This window comes from Actinoallomurus spadix, assembly GCF_024055725.1.
Taxonomy (GTDB): Bacteria; Actinomycetota; Actinomycetes; order Streptosporangiales; family Streptosporangiaceae; genus Actinoallomurus; species Actinoallomurus spadix.
In genome coordinates this window covers 61,367-82,010 of record NZ_JAMXMX010000003.1, presented here as the reverse complement: position 1 = coordinate 82,010, position 20,644 = coordinate 61,367, and the positions used below count along the sequence as shown (strand labels likewise).

19 protein-coding genes are annotated in these 20,644 nt (G+C 71.4%); 12 read left to right on the top strand and 7 right to left on the bottom strand.

Annotated elements, in window-relative coordinates; all coding sequences use genetic code 11:
* Positions 1-2: 2 nt before the first annotated feature.
* Complete coding sequence (locus NE235_RS04510) at positions 3-998, bottom strand: Gfo/Idh/MocA family protein (protein ID WP_252799634.1); 996 nt, start codon at positions 996-998, stop codon at positions 3-5.
* Positions 995-2,260 carry an NDP-hexose 2,3-dehydratase family protein gene (locus NE235_RS04505; RefSeq protein WP_252799632.1) on the bottom strand — a complete coding sequence of 422 codons (1,266 nt, stop codon included), beginning with the start codon at positions 2,258-2,260 and terminating at the stop codon, positions 995-997. The genes NE235_RS04510 and NE235_RS04505 overlap by 4 nt, the downstream gene beginning before the upstream one ends.
* A 145-nt stretch (positions 2,261-2,405) precedes the next feature.
* Here NE235_RS04505 and rfbH point away from each other — a divergent pair, with 145 nt between their 5' ends.
* The 7 genes from rfbH (at position 2,406) to NE235_RS04470 (ending at position 10,596) form a co-directional block, all read left to right on the top strand.
* The gene (rfbH, locus tag NE235_RS04500) at positions 2,406-3,716 is read left to right on the top strand and encodes a lipopolysaccharide biosynthesis protein RfbH (protein ID WP_252799630.1); all 1,311 of its coding nucleotides are present in this window, start codon (positions 2,406-2,408) and stop codon (positions 3,714-3,716) included.
* Positions 3,713-4,921 (top strand): aminotransferase class I/II-fold pyridoxal phosphate-dependent enzyme, encoded by a 1,209-nt coding sequence (locus tag NE235_RS04495; RefSeq protein ID WP_252799628.1) that lies wholly within the window; start codon positions 3,713-3,715, stop codon positions 4,919-4,921. The genes rfbH and NE235_RS04495 overlap by 4 nt, the downstream gene beginning before the upstream one ends.
* Before the next feature lie 64 nt (positions 4,922-4,985).
* Positions 4,986-6,164, top strand: a complete 1,179-nt coding sequence (locus NE235_RS04490) for a nucleotide disphospho-sugar-binding domain-containing protein (protein ID WP_252799627.1) — start codon at positions 4,986-4,988, stop codon at positions 6,162-6,164.
* A 3-nt stretch (positions 6,165-6,167) separates the two neighbouring features.
* Positions 6,168-7,391: a cytochrome P450 family protein gene (locus NE235_RS04485; protein WP_252799625.1), complete on the top strand. Its 1,224-nt coding sequence runs from the start codon at positions 6,168-6,170 to the stop codon at positions 7,389-7,391.
* A gap of 12 nt (positions 7,392-7,403) precedes the next feature.
* Positions 7,404-8,462: a glucose-1-phosphate thymidylyltransferase gene (locus tag NE235_RS04480; protein ID WP_252799623.1), complete on the top strand. Its 1,059-nt coding sequence runs from the start codon at positions 7,404-7,406 to the stop codon at positions 8,460-8,462.
* On the top strand, positions 8,459-9,439 hold the full coding sequence (gene rfbB, locus NE235_RS04475) for a dTDP-glucose 4,6-dehydratase (RefSeq protein WP_252799621.1): 981 nt from the start codon (positions 8,459-8,461) through the stop codon (positions 9,437-9,439). The genes NE235_RS04480 and rfbB overlap by 4 nt, the downstream gene beginning before the upstream one ends.
* Entirely contained in the window at positions 9,436-10,596 is a 1,161-nt protein-coding gene (locus tag NE235_RS04470; protein WP_252799619.1) for a phosphonoacetaldehyde reductase, read from the top strand. Before rfbB ends, NE235_RS04470 begins: the two co-directional genes overlap by 4 nt.
* 59 nt (positions 10,597-10,655) lie before the next feature.
* Here NE235_RS04470 and NE235_RS04465 read toward each other — a convergent pair whose 3' ends face one another.
* Positions 10,656-11,648 (bottom strand): NAD(P)-dependent oxidoreductase, encoded by a 993-nt coding sequence (locus NE235_RS04465; RefSeq protein ID WP_252799617.1) that lies wholly within the window; start codon positions 11,646-11,648, stop codon positions 10,656-10,658.
* Positions 11,649-11,683: 35 nt separating this feature from the next.
* On the opposite strand from NE235_RS04465, the gene NE235_RS04460 reads away from it, so the two are divergent.
* Both NE235_RS04460 and NE235_RS37155 read left to right on the top strand, forming a co-directional pair.
* Positions 11,684-12,436, top strand: a complete 753-nt coding sequence (locus NE235_RS04460) for an MBL fold metallo-hydrolase (RefSeq protein ID WP_252799615.1) — start codon at positions 11,684-11,686, stop codon at positions 12,434-12,436.
* 73 nt (positions 12,437-12,509) lie between these two features.
* A complete protein-coding gene (locus NE235_RS37155; RefSeq protein WP_289848189.1) occupies positions 12,510-13,202 on the top strand; it encodes a TetR/AcrR family transcriptional regulator in 693 nt (230 codons plus the stop codon).
* A gap of 104 nt (positions 13,203-13,306) precedes the next feature.
* Here the strand turns inward: NE235_RS37155 and aepY are convergent, their stop codons facing one another.
* From aepY to NE235_RS04440, 3 genes are all read right to left on the bottom strand, one after another.
* Positions 13,307-14,467, bottom strand: a complete 1,161-nt coding sequence (gene aepY / locus NE235_RS04450) for a phosphonopyruvate decarboxylase (RefSeq protein WP_252799613.1) — start codon at positions 14,465-14,467, stop codon at positions 13,307-13,309.
* Between the two features lie 317 nt (positions 14,468-14,784).
* A complete protein-coding gene (locus tag NE235_RS04445) occupies positions 14,785-15,513 on the bottom strand; it encodes a dienelactone hydrolase family protein (RefSeq protein WP_252799611.1) in 729 nt (242 codons plus the stop codon).
* Between the two features lie 167 nt (positions 15,514-15,680).
* The gene (locus NE235_RS04440; protein WP_252799609.1) at positions 15,681-16,295 is read right to left on the bottom strand and encodes a TetR/AcrR family transcriptional regulator; all 615 of its coding nucleotides are present in this window, start codon (positions 16,293-16,295) and stop codon (positions 15,681-15,683) included.
* An 82-nt stretch (positions 16,296-16,377) separates the two neighbouring features.
* Here NE235_RS04440 and NE235_RS04435 point away from each other — a divergent pair, with 82 nt between their 5' ends.
* Together NE235_RS04435 and NE235_RS04430 are read left to right on the top strand one after the other, a co-directional pair.
* On the top strand, positions 16,378-17,226 hold the full coding sequence (locus NE235_RS04435; protein ID WP_252799607.1) for an oxidoreductase: 849 nt from the start codon (positions 16,378-16,380) through the stop codon (positions 17,224-17,226).
* A gap of 197 nt (positions 17,227-17,423) precedes the next feature.
* Positions 17,424-18,005, top strand: a complete 582-nt coding sequence (locus tag NE235_RS04430) for a dihydrofolate reductase family protein (protein WP_252799605.1) — start codon at positions 17,424-17,426, stop codon at positions 18,003-18,005.
* A 75-nt stretch (positions 18,006-18,080) separates the two neighbouring features.
* Here NE235_RS04430 and NE235_RS04425 read toward each other — a convergent pair whose 3' ends face one another.
* Positions 18,081-19,577 carry a hypothetical protein gene (locus NE235_RS04425; RefSeq protein WP_252799603.1) on the bottom strand — a complete coding sequence of 499 codons (1,497 nt, stop codon included), beginning with the start codon at positions 19,575-19,577 and terminating at the stop codon, positions 18,081-18,083.
* Between the two features lie 11 nt (positions 19,578-19,588).
* Between NE235_RS04425 and NE235_RS04420 the strand changes: the two genes are divergently transcribed.
* Entirely contained in the window at positions 19,589-20,602 is a 1,014-nt protein-coding gene (locus NE235_RS04420) for a serine/threonine-protein kinase (RefSeq protein ID WP_252799933.1), read from the top strand.
* The last annotated feature ends 42 nt before the right edge of the window (positions 20,603-20,644 follow it).

Below are 20,644 nucleotides of genomic sequence, written 5' to 3'. Positions count from 1 at the left end.
GGTCAGGGCCTCGCCCTCCCGCGGGTGCTCCGCCGGTGCGTCGTGGTGCCGGCCCGTTCCCGGATGGCGTCCATGAGCGCGGCGTGCCGCAGCATGGGATCGGCGTCCGGGATCGTCCCGGTGAGGACGTGCCGGGCGAAGTGGTGCAGGCTCTCGGTGAACTGCGGAGCGGCCGGGAGCACGTGCTGTTCGGTCCGGTCGCCGTGCCGGATCTCGATCACCGGCTGCCAGGTGTCCGGTGGTGTGAAGGCGCGGTGCAGGCTGATGCGGCCGTCCTCGCCCCACAGCGCGTACATGTTGCGGTAGGACATGCCGAACCCGAACGACAGCTCCGCGGTCACGCCGTCCGCGCGGGCGAGCAGCGCCGCGCCGCCGACGTCCACCCCGTACGACGCGTCGTGCCGCAGGGCCGCGCCCCGTACGTCGAGATGGGGCCCCAGGAAGAGCTGCGCGGCCCGTACGGGATAGACCCCCACGTCGAGGAGGGCGCCGCCGCCCAGCTCGGACCGGAGCCGGATGTCCTCGCCGGCGCGCCGCGGTATCCCCATTGACGCGGTGAACGCGCGGAGCTCGCCGATCCGGCCGTCGTCGACCATCTTCTGGACGGCCGTGTGCTGCGGATGGTGGAGGAACATGAGGTTCTCCTGGACCACCAGGCCCCGCGCCCGGCCGGCGGCGAGGAGCCGGACCGTCGCGGCGTGCGAGGTCGTGAGGGGCTTCTCGACCAGCACATGCTTACCCGCCTCGACCGCCCGCGTCGCCCACTCCGCGTGCAGCGCGGCGGGCAACGGTACGTAGACGGCGTCGATGTCGGCGCGGTCGAGCAGGGCCCGGTAGCACGTGAGGGGCTCCCCGCCGAAGCGTTCGGCGAACCGCCCGGCCTTGGCCGGGTCACGGCTGGCGTGGGCGGCGACGGTGAGGAGGGGGGAGGCCGCCATGGCCGGCAGCGTGCGGCGCCAGGCGATGTCGGCGCAGCCGAGCACCCCGACCCGGATCATGACAGCCCCAGCAGGTCGACGAGGGCCAGCAGGGTCCGGGCCTGGACGGTGACGTCACCCGGCCGCCGGACCAGGGCGCCGAGCTGCGCCGGCGTCAGCCACCGGTAGCCCGGCGGCGGATCGATGGGGTCGGTCTCCACGATGAGGTATCTGCTCCGGCTCTGGTAGAGCCGGCCGCCCTCTTCGGACTGGACGCCGTCGTACAGGATCCGCTCGGGCGGCGCGTCCAGGACGAGGTCGGCGAAGGGCGGCCGGTCGCCGGAGCGGAACTGCACCGTGGGGCCGATCTGCACCGTGTTGGCGAAGCCGGCCTCGACGCGCGCGTGGACGAGCAGGCGGAGCACGCCGCCGGCCCGATGGGCCAGGAACGCGATCACGCCGAGGCCGGGCGTCGCCAGGAGCGGCTGCGTCCACCGGGTCACCTCGCGGGCGCCGGCCCGGACGTCGACGGCGATCACCCTGAAGTACCGGCCGTCGGCGCGGCGGACCTCCGTCGGTTTCCAGTGCCAGTCGCGTACGTCGGCCAGCGGCGTCCGTTCGGCGCGCAGACTCCGCCGGGCTCGTTCCCCGGCGAGCCAGCCGTGGATCTCCGCGACACCGTCCTCGCCGTGCCGGGCCGGTGAGAGGCACGACAGGACGGAGCGGGTGTCCATGTTGACCAGGTCGTCCACGCGGAGCAGCTCCCCGAGGGCGCGCAGGGGGATCCAGCGGAAGTCCGGATGCGCGGGCACGTCGCCGGTCACCCGGACGACCATGTTGCGGTTGTGCTTGCCGAGGAACCACGTGCCGTGCTCGGAGTGCGCGACGTCCACGAGCACGTCGCGCGGCGAGGCGCCGGTGAAGTATTCCAGATGGCGGACGTGCCGCCCGCGATGAGCACGGGTGTAATTGCTCCGGGTCGCCTGCACGGTCGGCGACAACTGGAGCGTGCCGGCGTTTCCCGGCTCCATCTTCGCCTGCAGCAGGCAGTGCGGCTCGCCGCCGAAGTCCTTCACCAGCAGGCCCAGGACGCCGACCTCCGGCTGGTCGATGATCGGCTGCTCCCAGGACCGGCCCTCGGCGGTCACCCGGAGGCCGGTGACGGTGAAGAAGCGCCCGTCCGCGTGACGGAGGTCCCCGGTTCCGGGCTCGAACCCCCATCCCTCGAGCGCCGAGAACGGAATGCGCCGGACCTCGTATGAACCTTCGGCGAGACGTTCGTCCAGCCAGGATCGTACCGACGCGGCCAAAGTGCCGGGCGCGGCCGGAGTCGACAGTCGCACGGTGATATCTCCTTCGACGCATGGGACGGATCGATATCTCCTATCGCGCGCCGATCAAGGGCCGCTCAAAACGGTCCCCTTGAGATCTCCTTGAGTCGCCGATGCGAGTCTTCGCCGGACACCGATTCGAGGATCTGGAGAGGCGATGGCGAGTGCGGCCAAGGCGCGTATTCTTGAAGAGGTCCGGAAATACGACAGGGAATGCGCGCCCTCCGGGGAGTTCATTCCGGGGGTGACGCCCGTCCTGCCGTCCGGCGCGGTCCTCACCGAGGACGACCGGGTCGCGGTGACCGAGGCCGCCCTGGACCTGCGGATCGCCGCGGGCACGCACTCGCGGGCCTTCGAGCGGGAGTTCGCCCGGACGATCGGCGTGCGCAAGGCGCACCTCACGAACTCCGGCTCCTCGGCGAACCTGCTCGCGCTGAGCGCGCTGACCGCCGAGGAGCTCGGCGAGGCGCGGCTGCGCCCGGGCGACGAGGTGATCACGGCGGCGGCGGGCTTCCCGACGACGGTCAACCCCATCGTGCAGAACGGGCTCGTCCCGGTGTTCGTCGACGTGCGGCCCGGCACGTACAACACGACACCCGAGCTGATCGAGGAGGCGATCGGGCCGCGTACCCGCGCCGTGATGATCGCCCACGCGCTCGGCAACCCGTTCCAGGCGGAGGAGGTCGCGCGGATCGCCGCCGACCACGACCTGTTCCTCATCGAGGACAACTGCGACGCGGTCGGTTCGACCTACCGCGGCCGGAACACCGGGACGTTCGGCGACCTGTCGACGGTGAGCTTCTACCCGGCGCACCACATCACGATGGGGGAGGGCGGGTGCGTGCTCACCGACAACGTGCTGCTGGCGCGGGTCGTGGAGTCGTTCCGCGACTGGGGTCGCGACTGCTGGTGCGAGCCGGGGGAGAGCGACACCTGCCGGAAGAGGTTCGGCTACCAGAGCGGCGACCTGCCCTACGGGTACGACCACAAGTACACGTTCTCGCACGTCGGGTACAACCTGAAGTCCACGGACCTGCAGGCCGCCCTGGGACGCAGCCAGCTCACGCGGCTCGCCGAGTTCGGCGACGCGCGCCGGCGGAACTGGCGGCGGCTGCGCGGCCTCCTGGAGGACGTGCCCCACCTGCTGCTGCCCTCGGCGACGCCGGGCAGCGACCCGAGCTGGTTCGGATTCGCCCTGACGATCGAGGAGGACGCGCCGTTCCGGCGCGCCGAACTGGTCCGTTTCCTCGAGGCCCGCAACATCGGCACCCGGCTGCTGTTCGCCGGGAACCTGACGCGCCATCCCGCGTACCGCGGACGGCGTTTCCGGGTGTCCGGGACGCTCGACGGCAGCGACATCATCACGGAGCGGACCTTCTGGGTGGGCGTCTACCCGGGGATCACGACGGAGATGACCGACTACGTCGCCGCGTCGATCCGGGAGTTCGTCGAGGCGGTGGGCCGATGAAGACCGCTCTGCGCGACCTGGCGCTGTTCGGCGGCCCGGTGGTCTTCGCCGAGCCGCTGCACGTCGGACGCCCCAACATCCCCGATCGGGACGGCCTGATGAAGCGCGTCGCCGAGGCCCTCGACCGGGGCCGGCTGACCAACTTCGGGCCGCTGGTCCGCGAGTTCGAGGCGCGGGTCGCCGAGGTCGCCGGGACCCGGCACTGCGTCGCGGTGTGCAACGCCACGGTGGGGCTGCAGGTGCTGATCTGCGCCGCCGGGCTGCGCGGCGAGGTCATCGTGCCGTCCTTCACCTACGTCGCGACCCCGCACGCGCTGTGGTGGGAGGGCGTCACGCCGATCTTCTGCGACATCGACCCGGAGACCGGCAACCTGGACCCCGCCCAGGTCGCCAGGCTGATCACCGACCGTACGACCGGGATCCTCGGCGTCCACGTGTGGGGGCGTCCGTGCGCGGTGGACGAGCTGCGGGCCCTCGCCGACGAGCACGATCTGCAGCTGCTGTACGACTCCGCCCACGCCATCGGGTGCGGCAAGGCCGGCCGTCCGGTGGGGTCGTTCGGGCGCGCGGAGGTGTTCAGCTTCCACGCGACGAAGTTCGTCAACGCCTTCGAGGGCGGCGCCATCGTCACCGACGACGACGCCCTCGCCGCGCGCGTGCGCTCGGTCCACTACTTCGGCTTCGACGACGGCGGCGACGTCGTGTCGGTCGGCACGAACGCCAAGATGAACGAGATCTCCGCGGCGATGGGACTCACCTCGCTGGATCACCTGCCCGGGCTCCTCGCCCGCAACCGCGCCAACCACGAGCGGTACGTGCGAGGCCTGGCCGGCGTGCCGGGCGTCCGCGTACGGGAACCCGCGCCGGACGAGGTCAGCAACCACCAGTTCGTGACCGTGGACGTCGACGCGGGAACCGCCGGATTCGACCGCGACGCCCTGGCGGCGGTGCTGCGGGCGGAGAACGTCCTCGTCCGCACGCACTTCGACCCCTGCTGCCATCGCCGTGCCCCTTACCGGGACCGGCCCGAGGTCCATTCGCCGTTGCCGCTGCCCCATTCCGAGGCGCTTTCCTCGCGCGTCATGCAACTGCCGACGGGAATGTCCATCGAAGACCATCACATCGACCAGATATGCGAGATCGTCCGGCTCTGCTCGACCCTGGGGCCGGCCGTTTCGGTTAAGGGATCCTTGAGAGATCTCTGAGACGTTCCGGAAATGCTCTCCGGCAGCTGGAGAGCGCATCCGATCTGTGCTGGAGGTACGGAGTATGCGGGTACTTTTCACCACCTGGGCGTGGGGGTCGCACTATTTTCCGATGGTCCCGCTGGCCCAGGCGCTCAACGCCGCGGGCCACGAGGTCCGCGTGGCCAGCAACCCCGAGCACATGGACATCATCCGCGGCACCGGGATCAACGCGGTCGCCACGGGTGACGACGTCGACCTGCACGAACTGCTCCTCGACGCGATGGAACTGCACGACGAGTCCCGGGCCGACTGGCACACCATGGGCGTCGAGAAGGCCGCGAACACCGTCCGCGTGTTCGCCAAGGTCGCCCACGAGGTGCTCGACGACCTCATCGCGTACGCCGAGGCGTGGCGGCCCGACCTGATCGTCTATGACCAGATGAGCTTCGCCGGGCCGATCCTCGCGCTGCGCACCGGCATCCCCTCGGCGCGGCACCTGTGGGGACCGGACTACCCGGGTCACATCCGCCAGGAGATCGGGCCGGCGGTCGGCGTGGCCGCGGTGGAGCTGTTCCAGCGGTACGGCATCGAGGACGCGACCGGTGTCTGGGGCACCGTCACCCTGGACCCCTGCCCGCCGAGCATGCAGGTCGACGCCCCGTACGCGTACCACCAGATGCGCTACGTCCCGTACAACGGCACCGCGGTCGAACCGGCCTGGCTGCTGGAGCCGCCGGGCCGTCCCCGGGTCTGCATCACCTGCGGTACGACCAACCCGGCCATGGGCGAGCACCTGTTCCGGGTGACGGAGCAGATCGAGGCGTTCGCCGCGCTCGACGTCGACCTCGTCGTCGCCGTCTCCGCCCAGGACCGGCATCTCCTCGGCGAGGTGCCGCCGCACGTGCGCGTGGTGGAGAACCTGCCGCTGCACATCCTGCTGCCGACCGTCGACCTGCTGGTCTCCCACGGCGGCACCGGCACGATGATGGCCGGCGTCTTCCACGGCGTACCGCAGCTCATCATCCCCTACCTCCCCGATCACCTGTTCGACGGCGAGCAGCTCGCCAAGACCGGGGCCGGCGAGGTCCTGCTGCTGGAGAAGGCCGAGGTCGAGACCATCCGCAAGCACGGTGCCCGGCTCCTCGCGGACGAGGACACCCGGCTGGCCGCGCGGCGCCTGGCGGAGGAGAACATGGCGCTCCCCTCGCCGGCCGACACCGTGCACTTCCTGGAAGACCTGGTCGCCGCCGAGAAGGAGTGAGCCATGAGCCAGACCACCACCGATGCCGTCATCGAGGGCGTCTTCGACGCCGACTACATGCGGAACCCGCATCGCATCCTGGCCCGGCTGCGCGCCGCGGGGCCCGTCCACCGCGTGATCACCCCCAACGGGCTGCGGGTGTGGCTGGTCACGCGGCACGCCGACGTCCGAGCCGTGCTGAGCGATCCCCGGATGAGCAAGGACATGCTCTCGGCGGACGACGTCATCCAGAACTCGCTGCTGCACCCGGAACGCAGCCGGGAGTTCGACAAGGACCTCATCAAGTACATGCTGAACACCGATCCGCCGGACCACACGCGGCTGCGCAAGCTGGTGAGCAAGGCGTTCACGCTGCGCCGCATCGAGCAGATGCGGCCGAGGATCGAGCAGATCACCGATGAGCTGATCGCCGCCATGCCCCGGGAGGGCGTCGTCGACCTGATCGACGCGCTGGCCTTCCCGATGCCGATCACGGTCATCTGCGAGATGCTGGGCATTCCCACCGACGGCCGCGACGACATCCGGAGGTGGACGAACGAGATCATCACCACCACGAACCCGGAGCGGGTGCTGCCGGCCTGTGAGGCGATGATCGAGTACCTCGGCGGCCTGATCGAGGAGCGGCGCCGGCGGCCGACCACCGACATGCTGACCGCGCTGATCCAGGCGAGGGACGACGAGGACCGGCTCGATGAGGTCGAGCTGATCTCGATGATCTTCCTGTTGCTGGTCGCCGGCCACGAGACCACGGTCAACCTCCTCGGTAACGGGACCCTGGCCCTGCTCCGCAACCCCGATCAGCTCGACCTGCTCCGGTCGGACCTGTCGCTGCTCCACGGGGCCATGGAGGAGATGGTCCGGTACGACGGATCGTTCGGCACCGCCACGTACCGGTACACGAAGGAGCCCGTCGACGTGGGCGGCGTGGTGATACCGGGCCGGCAGATGGTGCTCATCTCCCTGCTCGCGGCCAACCGCGACCCGGACCAGTTCCCCGACCCGGACCGGTTCGACATCAGGCGGGACACGCACGGCCATGTCGGCTTCGGCCACGGCGTCCACTACTGCATCGGCGTCGCGCTGGCGCGGTTGGAGGGCGAGATCGCCTTCTCCCGCCTGCTCCGCGGCTTCCCCCGCCTCCGCCTCGCCGTGCCGCCGGAGGAACTGAGCTGGCGCGACAGCATCCTGATCCACGGACTGACGAGCCTTCCCGTCCGTCTCGCCTGACGAAGGAGCCTGATGAAGGCATTGATCCTGGCCGGCGGTACGGGGACGCGCCTGCGCCCGTTCACGCACGCGATGCCCAAGCAGCTGATGCCGGTGGCCGGCCGGCCCGTGCTGTCGTACTGCCTGGAATGCGTCCGCGAGATCGGCGTCGACGAGGTCGGCATCGTCGTCGGCGGGCAGGCCGACCAGATCCGCGCGGCGATCGGCGACGGTTCGCGCGCCGGAGTCCGGGTCACCTACATCGAACAGCCGTCGCCGCTCGGCCTCGCGCACTGCGTGCGGGTCGCCGCGGGGTTCCTCGGCGACGAGGACTTCGTGATGTACCTCGGCGACAACATCCTCTTCGACGGTCTCGCGCCCGCCGCGGAGCTGTTCCGCGCGCGGCGGCCGAGCGCGGCCGTCCTCGTCGGCAAGGTCGACGACCCGCGCGACTACGGTGTGGCGGAGCTGAACGGCGACGGGAGGGTGACCGCACTGACGGAGAAGCCCGAGTCGCCGCGGAGCGACCTCGCGCTGATCGGCGTCTACTTCTTCACCCCGGCGATCCACGACGCGGTGCGGCGGGTCCGGCCGAGCCGCCGCGGCGAACTGGAGATCACCGATGCCATCGGGCTCCTCGTCGCGGAGGGCCACGACGTGCTCGGGGAGGAGTACTCGGGCTACTGGAAGGACACCGGGAAGATCGACGATCTGCTGGACTGCAACCGCTTCGTCCTCGACGGGCTGCGCGCCGGCGCCCGGGGCCGGGCGGACGCCGCCAGCACGCTCACCGGGGAGGTGATCGTCGCCGAGGACGCGACGGTCATCGGGTCCGAGCTGACCGGGCCGGTCATCGTCGGGCCGGGCAGCGTCGTACGCGACAGCCGGATCGGCCCGCACACGTCGATCGGCGCGGGATGCGTGATCACGTCCGCCGGGATCCGCGGCTCGATCGTGCTCGACCACGCCACCGTCACCGGGGTCACCGGCATCGAGGACTCGCTGATCGGCCGGGGCGCCGAGGTCACCGCGGGAAGGCGGCGCCATCGCCTCCTCATCGGAGACGACACGCGTATCGAGGTCGCGGCATGAGGATCTTCGTCACCGGCGGCGCGGGATTCATCGGGTCCCACTACGTGCGCACCGTGCTGGACGGCGGTTACCCGGGCACCGCCGGCGCCCGCGTGACCGTGCTGGACAAGCTCACCTACGCCGGCGACCGGGCGAACCTGCCGGCCGCGCACCCGCGGCTGGACTTCGTCGAGGGGGACGTCTGCTCGGCGGACCTCCTCCGCGACCTGCTCCCGGGCCATGACGCCGTCGTGCACTTCGCGGCGGAGTCGCACGTCGACCGCTCCATCGCGGCGGCCGGCGACTTCGTGGTCACCAACGTCCTCGGCACCCAGACGCTGCTGGACGCGTGCCGCGCGGCCGGGGTGGGACCCATCGTGCAGGTCTCGACGGACGAGGTCTACGGGTCGATCCCCACCGGCTCGTGGACGGAGGATGAGCCGCTGCGCCCCAACTCGCCGTACGCCGCGTCGAAGGCGGCCGCCGACCTCCTCGCCCGTTCCCACGTCCGCACGCACGGCCTGGACGTGCGGATCACCCGGTCCTGCAACACGTACGGGCCGCGGCAGCACACCGAGAAGCTCATCCCCGGCTTCGTCACCCGGCTGCTCGCCGGCCGGCCCGTACCGCTGTACGGCGAGGGCCACAACGTACGGGAGTGGCTGCACGTCGCCGACCACTGCCGGGCCGTGCACCTCGTCCTCACGCGCGGCAGGGCGGGGGAGATCTACCACGTCGGCGGCGGCGAGCCGCTCAGCAACCGCGAGCTCACCGGACGGCTGCTGGAGCTGTGCGGCGCGGACTGGAGCATGGTCCAGCGCGTCGCCGACCGTAAGGGACACGACCTGCGTTACGCGCTCGACGACTCGAAGATCCGGCGCGAGCTCGGGTACGCCCCGGCCGTTCCGTTCGACCGCGGGCTGGCGGAGGTGGTCGACTGGTACCGTGCCCGGCCCGAACGCCGGGCGATGCCCCCCGCCGAGGCGGGCGTGCGGTGACGCGTCCCGCCGTGACGAGGCTGCGGCTCGACGATCCGAAGGCAGCGCCGTTGACGGTCCTGTCGGGCGGCGGGGCGTCGCGTCTGGCCGGTGAGATCGTCACGGACCGCGGGGCCCGCCGGGTCCTCGTCGTCGCGTCGGAGAGCGGGTTCGTCCGCACCGGCCTGCGGGAGGTGCTCTCCGGCGACGGCGTCCGCCTCTTCTCGGGGTTCTCACCCAATCCCCGGCTGGAGCAGGCACTGCGCGGCTGCGCGGTCCGGGACGACTGGGACCCGCAGGCCATCGTCGCGGTCGGCGGCGGCAGCGCCCTGGACACCGCCAAACTCATCCGTGCGCTGCCCGCAGACCCGGCCGCGGCGCGGGCGGTCGTCGACGGCCGCTCCGGCCCGCCCGGGCGCCCCCGCGTTCCGCTGGTCGCGATCCCCACCACCGCGGGCACCGGCAGCGAGGTCACCCGGTTCGCGACCGTCTTCGTGGACGGGGAGAAGAGATCCCTCGACCACGGCGGCGTCCGCCCCGACGTCGCGCTGGTCGACCCGGACCTGCTGCGCGGCTGCCCGCCGGAGGTGGCCTACCCGTGTGCGTTCGACGCCTACTGCCACGCCGTCGAGTCGTTCTGGAGCCGCCGTTCGACGCCGGCCTCCCGGGAGGCGGCGCGTACGGCGCTGCGGCTGATGACCCCCATCCTCCTCACCGCGGACTTCACCGCCCTCCGGCCGGCCGACCGCGCCGGCCTGGCGACGGCCGCGTGCGCCGCCGGGCGGGCGATCGACGTGACGCGGACGACGGCCGCGCACGCGTTCGCCTACCGGCTGACGATCCGCCACGGCGTGCCGCACGGCCTCGCCTGCCTGCTGAACCTCCGCTGGGTGCTGGAGTACAACGCACGCCGGGCGGGCACCGCCTGCCAGGACGCCCGCGGCGCCGCGTACCTGCGCGACCGGCTCGCCGAGCTGGACGGCCTGATCGGGGCGGCGACACCCGCCGCGCTGCTGGCCCGGGCCGGTCTGCCGGACCGTCTCGGCGCGTACGGCGTGACCGCCCGCGCGGACGTGGAGGCCCTCGCCACGGCGGGACTCGGGCACAACCGCTCCGCCGGGAACCCGGTGGCCCTCACCCTCCCCGGCGTCCTGGACGAACTGATGGCGATCAGGTGATGCCGCCGGTCCCGGGACGGTACGGCGGGCCGTACACCGTCCGCTCCGGCCGAGGGCGATCAGGTGATGCCGCCGGCCTCGGGACGGCACGCCGGGTCGTTCACCGCCTGCTCCGGCCGCCGCCCGTCGAGGACCTGCCGGACCTGCTCCGCCGCCGCGAGCGACATCCGCCGCCGTACGTCGTCGACGGCCGACCCCAGGTGCGGCGTGAAGAGCGTGCGCGGATGAGCCGACAGCCTCGGCGGCACGGTACGGGGCCGCCCCGCCTGCAGCAGGTCCTCCATGGCGAACACGTCGGCCGCGTACCCGGCCAGGGTGCCGGCGTCCAGGGCGTCGGCGATCGCCTCCTCGTCCACGACCGAGCCGCGGGACACGTTGACGACGTACCCTCCCGGCCGCATCCGCCGCAGCTCACCCGCGCCGATGAGGCCACGCGTCGCGGGCGTGAGGGGGAGCAGCGGGATCACCACGTCGCTCGTCGCCAGCAGGTCGGGCAGCCCGACGCCGCCCGCCTCGGGCCGCACGTCGTTGTGGACGACGTGCGCGTCGAACGCCGCCAGCCGGCGGGCGACCGCGCGGCCGACGCGGCCCATGCCGACGATGCCGACGGTCGCGCCGGCCAGACCGGACCCGTACAACCGCGGACGCCAGCCCGCGAAGGTTCCGGAGCGCACGAACCGGTCGCCTTCCCCGATCCTGCGCATGACGCCGATGGTGAGCCCGACCGTCAGCTCGGCCGTCGGCACGGTCAGCAGGTCCGGCAGGACCGTCACCCACACGCCGCGTCGTGTGCAGGCCGCCACGTCCAGGTTGTCGTGGCCCTTCAGCGTCCCGCTCACGATCCGCAGCCGGGGACATCCGTCGAGAAGCTCCGCGTCGACGCGGTCGGCCATGCATACGATCAGCCCGTCGGCGTCGGCGGCCAGCTCCGCGATCCGGTCACGGGGCCACACGCCCTCGGCCCGGGTCGGGATGCGCGGATCGCAGAACCCGGCGAGACGGCGTGCGACCTCATCGTGCACCCAGTGCGTCACGACCACACGGGGTCTCATGACCACGGACCCCCGACACGGAAGGCGACCTCGACATGACCGGACCGGTGACCGTGACCTTCGCCGGGTGCGGGGACGCGTTCGGCAGCGGCGGACGGTTCCAGGCGTGCGTCCACGTCCGCGCCCGCGCCGACGACGCGCCCGTCCTGCTGGACTGCGGCGCCACCTCGCTGACCGCGCTGAAGCGGTTCGGGCTGCCGCCCGGCGAGATCGGCGCGGTGATCGTCTCGCACCTGCATGGAGATCATTTCGGTGGGCTTCCCTTCCTCATCCTGGACGGGCAGTTCTCCCGCCGCCGGGAGCCGCTCCTGATCGCCGGCCCGCCGGGCACCGGACGGCGGCTCACCGAGGCGATGGAGGTGCTGTTCCCGGGATCCTCCACGGCGCGGCGGGCCTTCCCGGTCGAGGTGACGGAACTGCCGCCCGGCACGACGGCGACGGTCGCCGGGACCGAGGTCACCACGTGGGCGGCCGACCATCCGAGCGGCGCTCCCGCCCTGATCCTCCGCGTCACGGTCGGCGGCCGCGCGGTGGCGTACACGGGCGACACCGCCTGGACCGACGCGATCGTCGAGGCCGCCCGGGACACGGACCTGCTCATCGCAGAGGCCTACTACCGCGACAAGGCGATTCCGTACCATCTGCGCCTCGCCGACCTCGTCGCCCACCGCCGATCGATCGGCGCCGGCCGGGTGATCCTCACCCACATGTCCGCCGACGTCCTCGACGACCTGCCGGTCGCCGGCTTCGAGATCGCCGCGGACGGGCTCGTGGTGAACCTTGAATGACGAGTGAACCTCAGCGTATTCGTCCAGCACATCGCTGTTATCGTTCATCCAGTGAAGGCGGTGGAAGGCAAAGATGAAGAAAGATGACCAGGCCGCACGGCGTAAGCGGCCGGCCGGTTCCGGCGATCGATCCGGGGCGACGCGCGATCGCATGATCACGGCGGCCATGGAGCTGTTCGCCGAGCGCGGATACCGCAACACCACGGTCGCCGACATCGAGAGCCGCGCCGGCCTGGCCCCCCGCTCGGGTGCCCTGTACCAGCACTTCGCGAGTAAGGAAGAGGTCCTGCGCGCGGGCGTGCGCAAGCAGATCGAGGACCTGGAGCGGGTCGTCTCGGTGATGGACCTTCTCCCGCTCGCCGACTTCCGGTCCGAGCTCATCATGCTGGGCCGGTGGAATCTTCAGGAGCTGACCAACCGGGAGCCGCTGCTGCGGCTCGTACGCCAGGAGGGCGACGTGGTGCCCGGGCTGGTGGACGACGTCCGGGAGGCCGTCCACGACCGGCCGCACCGGGAGATCGCCCGGTGGATCGCGCAGGTGACCGCCTCCGACGGCCTGGAGGGGGTCGACGCCGAGTCACTCGCACTGATCATCTCCGGCTCGATGGGGTATTACCGCATGCTCGAGTCGATCTATGGGCAGAAGCCGCTCGGGCTCGACGACGACCGGTTCCTCGACACATGGGTCGAGGTCTGCCTGGCTATCTCGGAGCATTTCGCGAAGAAGGCCGCGGAGAGCGGCGCCGAGGAGGAGAAGGGCCGCTGAACCCTTCCCCCTCGTCGCGCCCGTGCGCCGTTCTCGTCCCCATCCCCGTCCCCGTCCCCGTCCCCGTCCCCGTCCCTGTTTCCGTGCCCGGCCCGGCGTCTCACTCACCGGGTCTGCGCGACGCGCGCCGTCCTGACGAAGTCGCGGAACCGGCTCGCCACGTCCGCGGGGTGCACGGTCGGCCTGCCCAGCTTCGCCAGCGAGCCGGGGGTGATCCGCAGGTGGATCAGGGAGGGGCCGGTGGCGTACAGGGAGTCCTTGAGGCCGGCCTCGAAGGCGCCGAGGTCCACGCACTCGTAGACCCGCGCGTAGCCGCACGCCGCCGCCACGGCCGGCAGGTCGGTCGTGGCCGACAGGCTCCGCTGCCCCCCGGTGGAGTCGTGAACGCCGTTGTCGAGGACGACGTGGACCAGGTTGTCGGGCGCCTGCGCGCCGACGGTGGCCAGTGACCCCAGCCGCATGAGCAGCGCGCCGTCACCGTCCACGACGACGACGGGACGCGGGGAGTGCAGCGCCACGCCCAACCCGACCATGGCGGCCGAGCCCATCGCCCCGACCACGTAGAAGTTCTGCGGACGGTCGGCGATGGTGAACAGTTCGCGGCTCGTCTTCCCGGTCGTCGACACCACGGCGGCCTCGTCCGGGATGATCTCGAGGAGCCGCTGGAGGGCCTCCACGCGGCGTACCGTCGCCCCTGGGAGAGGCCGGTGCGCGCGGTGGATCCGCGCTTCGGGCAGAACGCCCGGTTCGGGTTCGCTCAGCGGTTCGGCGGCGACGACGCCGTGGTCGACGACCAGGGCGTGCGACCGATCGTCGTTCAGGTCCTCGAAGGAACGATCCAAGACCTCCTTGAGCCGCCCCTGATCAGCGGGCAGCCGCGAGGAGTCGACGCGGAGGAGGGCCAGGAGAGGTTCGGTCACCATGCCCATCAGCTCGTGCTGCGGCTCGTCCGGCCGCCCGGGCCGTCCCCGCCACGTGATCATGAGGAGCGCCGGAATCCGGCAGGGATGCAGGAGCGAGGTGAGCGGGTTCACGATATTGCCCAGCCCGGAATTCTGGCTGATCACGCAGCCCAGCCCTCCGCCGAGCCATGCGCCGGCGGCCAGCGCCACCGCCTCGCCCTCCTGCGTGACCGGTAGGTAGCCGACATTCGGATCGCTGATCGCCCTGTTGATGATCGGCGTGAGGAAGGAGCAGGGCACGCCGCTCACCTGGCTCACCCCACGACCGGTCAACTCCGTCATCAGCAATCCCGCGTCGATCACGCGCCGCCTCCATCCTCGGAACCTTCTCCGGACGATCTCCCTGTCCTGTTCTCTTGCCGAGGTCAAGAATCGTCGTGAACGGCGAAACCCTGTAGTGCGGGAGTCATGAGATCGGTGTGCGATCCGCAGGTGTTGAACATGCGATCTGCACATGCGCTGATCAAGGCCCCGTGGGTCCGATCCGGACGGTCGCCCTGAGGCTTCGACGTCGCGTTCCCGCTACTTGACCTCCGCGCCGGGCCGTGATCGGCCGGTGGCGAGCGGTGGTGGTCGGTCGGTGGGGGCGGTCGGCCCGCGGACGCGCCGCGATTCGTGCGTCAGCTCAGATGCCGGGTGAAGAAACCCACGGCGTCGTCCGCTTCGAACGACGGCACGTCCCCGTGATCGCCGGGATTGGCGTGCAGCGTCTTCTCCGCCGAGGCCAGGGCGTCGAACAGGGCCAGGCTCTCGTCTCGTCGCACCAGCCGGTCGTCCCACTGGACCAGGAACCGCACCGGCACGGTGATCCGGGCGGCGTCCTCGGCCAGCCCGTGCACACCGAGCAGGCCGAGCACCGCGGCCCGGATCCGGGGTTCCGCCGCGATGAGCGGGATGCCGAGCCCGCAGCCCATCGACATGCCGCAGTAGCCCACCGGGCCGGTCCCGACCTGGTCGAGGCGCTGGACGGCGGTCAGGACCGCCCGCCAGTCCGCGACGGCCTGACCGGCCAGGTGACCGTGCATGCCGGCGACCAGCGCACCCGGACTCCGGCCGGCGGCCATGCCGGCCCGCAGCTCGGCCGCGATCCGGCCGAACTCCTCCGACTTGGGCCGGTCGCCGTGGTTCGGCGCGTCGATCGCGACGACCGCGAAACCCGCGGCGGCGAAGCGACGCGCGTGGGCCACGGTCGCGGGGGCCGTCTTGCGCTGCCCGCCACCGTGCCCCAGCAGGATCAGCGGACGAGTACCGGAGGCGTCTTCCGGCGTCCACAGCACGCCGGGGACCTCGTCGAGGGTGAAGAACCGTTCGGTGACGCCGTCCGACGACGTCCGGGAGATGAAGCGCATCAGCGTTTCAGGCCTTTCGGAATGCCTTGCGCGGGCGCTCCCTAGGCCATGCGGAGGAGGGAGCCCCGACCTGTCACAGCGTTGATCGGTCTCACCTCCTCGAATGCGCAGTGGTGCACGGCGACGCCGAAGGTACCACGAAGATCGTCACTCGCGCCTTCGGCCGCTCAGCCCTCCGGAGGCGCGGGCGCCGTCATGATCCGGCGCCAGACCTCGATGGACGTCTCGGCGGCCCGCGCCAGCTGATCGTCGGGGGCTCGGGAGGCCTGGTAGAAGGCCCGCTCGGTCATCCAGCACAGGGCACGGGCCAGGGCCGCGGCGTCCTGCGGGCCGTCCCCGTCGGGCACGCCCGCACGGGCGAGCACGCCCCGCATCGTCGCGGCGAACAGCTCCACGGTCTCGTCCCACGCGGCACCGATGCCGGAGTGCGCGGCGCCGTACTCGACGGCGGCGCGCATCACCGTGCCGTGATCGCGCCACATCTTCTCGACGCTCCTGACCGCCCGCTCCATGGCACCGACCGGCGAGGACGCCAGGTCGTCCGCGGTGATCGACGCCTCCTGCCGGATCTCGGACATCGTGCGGCGGACCAGCGCCTCGAGCACCTCGTGCTTGGAACCGAAGTAGAAGTACATCGAGCCGCGGGAGATGCCGGCCCCCCGGGCGATCGCGTCGACCGTCATCCGCTCCAGGCCGGTCTGCTCGAGGAGGACCTCCGCCGCGTCGAGGAGCGCCTGCTCCCGGCGGTCTCCTTTGCTCGGAGCGCCAGCTCGCCTGCCCATCGTTCTCCTCCTCCGACCACCGAAGAGGCTACCGTATTCTGCACAGTGCGGAAAAAAATCAGCAGTGTGTAGAGTAAGGGTCATGGACAAGACTTTCCTGATCACCGGGGTGAGCAGCGGCCTGGGCCGCGCCTTCGCCGCCGGCGCCCTCCGGGCGGGTCACACCGTCGTCGGGACGGTGCGCAAGCAGGCCGACGCGGAGGATTTCGCGGCCCTGAGCCCCGAACACGCCCACGCGCGCCTCCTCGACGTCACCGACGAGGCCGCGGTCCGCTCCGTCGTGGCGGACGTGGAGGACTCCGTCGGCCCCATCGACGTCCTCATCGCCAACGCCGGCTACGGCGTCGAGGGGACCTTCGAGGAGACCCCGCTGAGCGAGCTCCGCGCCCAGTTCGAGGTCAACGTGTTCGGCGCCGCAGCGACCGTACGGGCCGTCCTGCCGTACATGCGCGAGCGCCGACGCGGGCACGTCCTCGCCGTGACCTCGATGGGCGGCCTGGCCGCCTTCCCCGGCGTCTCGGCGTACTGCGGCAGCAAGTACGCGCTCGAAGGCATCCTCGAGGCGGTCGGCAAGGAGGTCGCGGGGTTCGGCATCCATGTCACCGCCATCGAGCCCGGGTCCTTCCGCACCGACTGGGCCGGGCGCTCGATGGTCCGCGTGCCGCGTGGCATCTCCGACTACGACGAGCTCTTCGAGCCGATCCGCGCGGCCCGGCAGGCGGCGAGCGGAAACCAGCTCGGCGACCCCGAGAAGGCGGCGGCGGCCGTCCTGCGCATCCTCGACGAGCCCGACCCGCCCGCCCACCTGGTGCTCGGCTCCGACGCGTTGCGTCTCGTCCGCGCGGCGCGAGCGGAGCTGGACAAGGACCTGGACACCTGGGAGGAGCTGTCCCGCTCGACCGACTTCCCCGACGGCCACCAGATCGCCTGACGCCTCTGCCGGGCGGGCGACCCGGCCCCGGCGGTACCGGCTGCGGTCGCCCGGACCGACCTGCCGCGGCCGACACGCGCGGCGCCCGGCCGGGACGAGGCGGTGGCCGAGAGAAAAAGTGAGATTCACCGATGAGTTCCGGTCACCTGGGCCGTTACAGGACCGTCCACTCGGAGAGCAGCACCAGGGAGGCCCCCATGGCCGTGTACTCGCACATGACGATGTCGCTGGACGGATACATCGCCGACCCGGACGACGGGATCGGTGAGCTGTTCGGCTGGTACGGCGCCGGCGACGTCACCGTGCCCGGCGCCGACGAGCACACGGCCTTCCAGGTCGACGCCGACAGCGCGGAGCTGCTGCGCGGCGTCCTCGCCGGCACCGGTGCGCTCGTCTGCGGCCGCCGGCTGTTCGACCTGACCAACGGCTGGAACGACGACCATCCGATCGGCGCGCCGGTCGTCGTCGTGACCCACAACGTGCCGCAGGACGCGGCGACGCGGCCGCGTACGACGTTCGCCGGCGACGTCGCGGAGGGCATCGCCCGCGCCAAGGAGATCGCCGGGGACGAGGACGTCTGCGTCGCGAGCGCGGACATCGCCCGGCAGGCCCTCGACCTGGGCCTGGTGGACGAGGTCGTCGTCAGCCTCGTCCCCGTTCTGCTCGGCGCGGGCATCCCCTACTTCGCCGGCCTCACCGGCGCCCCGCACCGCTTCGACGACCCGGTGGTCATCCAGGGCAGGGGCGCCACCCACCTGCGCTACCGCGTACGCCGCTGATCGCGGCTCCGCAGGCTTACGCCGAGGTCCTTCGTCGCGCCGACGACAAGGATCCTCGGCACCGCCTGCGATGGCTCATCCGGTGGGGGAGAGCAGGTCGTTCAGCGCCGTGATGACGGTCTCCGCGGTAGAGGGGACGGCCAGCGAACGCATTCCGATGGACGGCCGCCTGCGATAGTCATCGGATTCGAGCTTCGCCGGCAGGTGGCGCCAGCCGCGGATCGTCCGGAGGTCGTGCGCCAGCTTGCTCAGGACCTCCGTGGAGGCACCGCGGCTCTGCATCCACTCGAAGTTGATGGAGAGCGCCGACATACTGACCCCGGTATAGATGCTCCACACCGGGGCATCGTCGGTGCCGATGCTGAACCAGGCCGTGACGGACGGCTGCGCGCCCGTCCCGAACCGGTACTCCTGAAACGCGGGATGTTTCTCGGCGTGCCGGTAGACGCTCAGGAGGGTCCTCGCCACGTCCGGCGGGCAGTGATTCTCGATGCTTTCGAGCAGGTCCGTCTCGTCCCACCGGTGACGTTGGCGAACGAACGTCTCGTCGGCCCGCGCCGACGGCGCCTCGGTCAGGGACAAGTTCTCGGGCGGGGACACCTGCGCGTCCTCGGCTCCTGAGGTCCCCTCGGCGTCCCGCCGATGGCCCGGTTTCTGGAGACGCACCTCGGCTGTAGGGCCGGCGTCGTCCTCGGGCCCGCTGTCGTAGTCCGGCGCGACGGTGGGTTGTCCCACGGCCTCCTGGATGGCGGCCGCCATCGCCTGCAGCCAGTTGATGGTCGCCAGGGTCTCGTCCGCCGTGATCGCCGCGCGCATGGTCGGGGAGGTCGGGTCCCGGTCGGCCGTGTGGGCGATGGCGTTGCGGCGCTTGGCGATCCTGTCGAGCCGTTGCCGCACGATGTCGGGCGTGATGGGCTCATCGTCCGACCGCGCCGCATCCATGATCTCCGCCACGCGTACCCACAATTTGACGGTGCTGACGTGGGCGAAGCCTTCTTTGATCTTGTCGGGGGCCTGGAAGGTCCGGAATTCGAAGGTCTGCTCGAAGAAAGCGCGGAAAGCCGCGTCGATCGGCTCCTGCTCGTAGTGAACCCTTTCGAAAAGCTCGACGGGCATCTTGAGTTTGTTGAAGTTCGGCGGCCGGGTGATCGAGGGATTCTGGGCGAGGGTGACCGCGCGGTCGATGATCTCGCGGGTTATCCAGTGGTCGAGGGCCGCCACCGCCTGCACCCAGGCGGCGCGGTACAGGTCGTCTACGTCGAACGCGCCGACGCGCAGCTGGCCCAGCCGCCTCCCGCCGCCGACGAGCTGCCGGGCGTATTCGAGGTTGCGGGTGAACTCCTGGAATGCCTCGGTGGGGGGTTCGGCGGGCAACGCGTCGTCCTTGTCGTCGAGTCGGTTCGGGGGATCGCCAAGGTTACGCCGGGAGGCGATCCACCGTTTCCGTTCCCCCGAGTGAGTCGATGTGTCACCAGAAAAGGGAGGATACGGATGGCCGGATTCGGACGGTAACAACCTGTAACGCGACGCGACGCAATAACCTGAACAGGCGGAAGGTGGACGATCATTCACGACGGGTGGCGATGGAACCTCTCAAACCGGCCGATCCTCCTGTGCTCGGCGACATCGAACTGCACGGGGTGCTCGGTGAAGGGGGCATGGGCAAGGTCTACTTCGGGGTGACGCCCGACGGGCTGCGGGTCGCCGTCAAGGTGATCCACCCGCACCTCGCCGACCGTACGGACGTCCGCGCCCGCTTCGACCGGGAGATCGCGGCGCTCCGCATGGTGCAGGGCCCGCGGGTGGCCGTGCTGGTGGATGCCGCCGGCCCGGAGGCCGAGCAGCCGTGGCTGGCGATGGAGTACGTCCGCGGCCAGAACCTGCGCGACCACGTCGAGGCCGACGGGCCCCTGACCGCCGACATGGGCGCCGCGCTCGGCGAGCTCCTGGCCGAGGCGCTGACCGAGATCCACGCGGCCGGGCTGCTGCACCGTGATCTCAAACCGGCGAACATCCTGCTCGGCCGCGACGGACCCAAGGTCATCGACTTCGGCCTGGTGGCCCTGACGGAGTCGGTGAGCGACCTGACCGGCACCGCCACCCCGCTCGGCACCCCGATCTGCATGCCCCCGGAGCAGGCGGAATCCGCGCGGGACGTGACGCGCGCCGCCGACGTGTACGGGCTGGGCGCGACCCTGCTGTTCGCGCTCACCGGCCACTATCCGTACGAGCCGGGGCCGGCGATCCCGCTGCTGCGGGCGATCACGGACCTGGACACGCCGCCGGACCTGTCCGGCCTGCCTGTCGACCTGGCGCCTCTGATCACGGCGATGCTCGCCCACGACCCGGCGGCCCGGCCGACGACGACCGAGGTGGCGAAGGCGCTGCGGTCGCGCATCGCGTCCTCGATCACGGCCGCCCGCGTCCACCTGGTGAGCCTCACGTACGTCGAGCAGGCCGGAGATCCGCCGGTCGACGTCGCGCCGCCACCGCCGCCGGCCCGGCCGCGCCGGGACGGGCACCCGCTGCCCACCCTGGTCGTCGCCCGGCTGGCGGACCGGCTGCGGTCCGGTTACGACCGTGGCGGAGTGCTGTGACGGCCGTGGCAGACTGACTGACCTGTGAACGAGGGAGCCCCC

Excerpts from the sequence above, each read along its gene's own strand:
- NE235_RS04510 (WP_252799634.1), bottom strand. The coding sequence starts at position 998 with ATGATCCGGGTCGGGGTGCTCGGCTGCGCCGACATCGCCTGGCGCCGC.
- rfbH (WP_252799630.1), top strand. The coding sequence starts at position 2,406 with ATGGCGAGTGCGGCCAAGGCGCGTATTCTTGAAGAGGTCCGGAAATAC.
- NE235_RS04495 (WP_252799628.1), top strand. The coding sequence starts at position 3,713 with ATGAAGACCGCTCTGCGCGACCTGGCGCTGTTCGGCGGCCCGGTGGTC.
- NE235_RS04490 (WP_252799627.1), top strand. The coding sequence starts at position 4,986 with ATGCGGGTACTTTTCACCACCTGGGCGTGGGGGTCGCACTATTTTCCG.
- NE235_RS04485 (WP_252799625.1), top strand. The coding sequence starts at position 6,168 with ATGAGCCAGACCACCACCGATGCCGTCATCGAGGGCGTCTTCGACGCC.
- NE235_RS04480 (WP_252799623.1), top strand. The coding sequence starts at position 7,404 with ATGAAGGCATTGATCCTGGCCGGCGGTACGGGGACGCGCCTGCGCCCG.
- rfbB (WP_252799621.1), top strand. The coding sequence starts at position 8,459 with ATGAGGATCTTCGTCACCGGCGGCGCGGGATTCATCGGGTCCCACTAC.
- NE235_RS04465 (WP_252799617.1), bottom strand. The coding sequence starts at position 11,648 with ATGAGACCCCGTGTGGTCGTGACGCACTGGGTGCACGATGAGGTCGCA.
- NE235_RS04460 (WP_252799615.1), top strand. The coding sequence starts at position 11,684 with ATGACCGGACCGGTGACCGTGACCTTCGCCGGGTGCGGGGACGCGTTC.
- NE235_RS37155 (WP_289848189.1), top strand. The coding sequence starts at position 12,510 with ATGAAGAAAGATGACCAGGCCGCACGGCGTAAGCGGCCGGCCGGTTCC.
- NE235_RS04445 (WP_252799611.1), bottom strand. The coding sequence starts at position 15,513 with ATGCGCTTCATCTCCCGGACGTCGTCGGACGGCGTCACCGAACGGTTC.
- NE235_RS04440 (WP_252799609.1), bottom strand. The coding sequence starts at position 16,295 with ATGGGCAGGCGAGCTGGCGCTCCGAGCAAAGGAGACCGCCGGGAGCAG.
- NE235_RS04435 (WP_252799607.1), top strand. The coding sequence starts at position 16,378 with ATGGACAAGACTTTCCTGATCACCGGGGTGAGCAGCGGCCTGGGCCGC.
- NE235_RS04430 (WP_252799605.1), top strand. The coding sequence starts at position 17,424 with ATGGCCGTGTACTCGCACATGACGATGTCGCTGGACGGATACATCGCC.
- NE235_RS04420 (WP_252799933.1), top strand. The coding sequence starts at position 19,589 with ATGGAACCTCTCAAACCGGCCGATCCTCCTGTGCTCGGCGACATCGAA.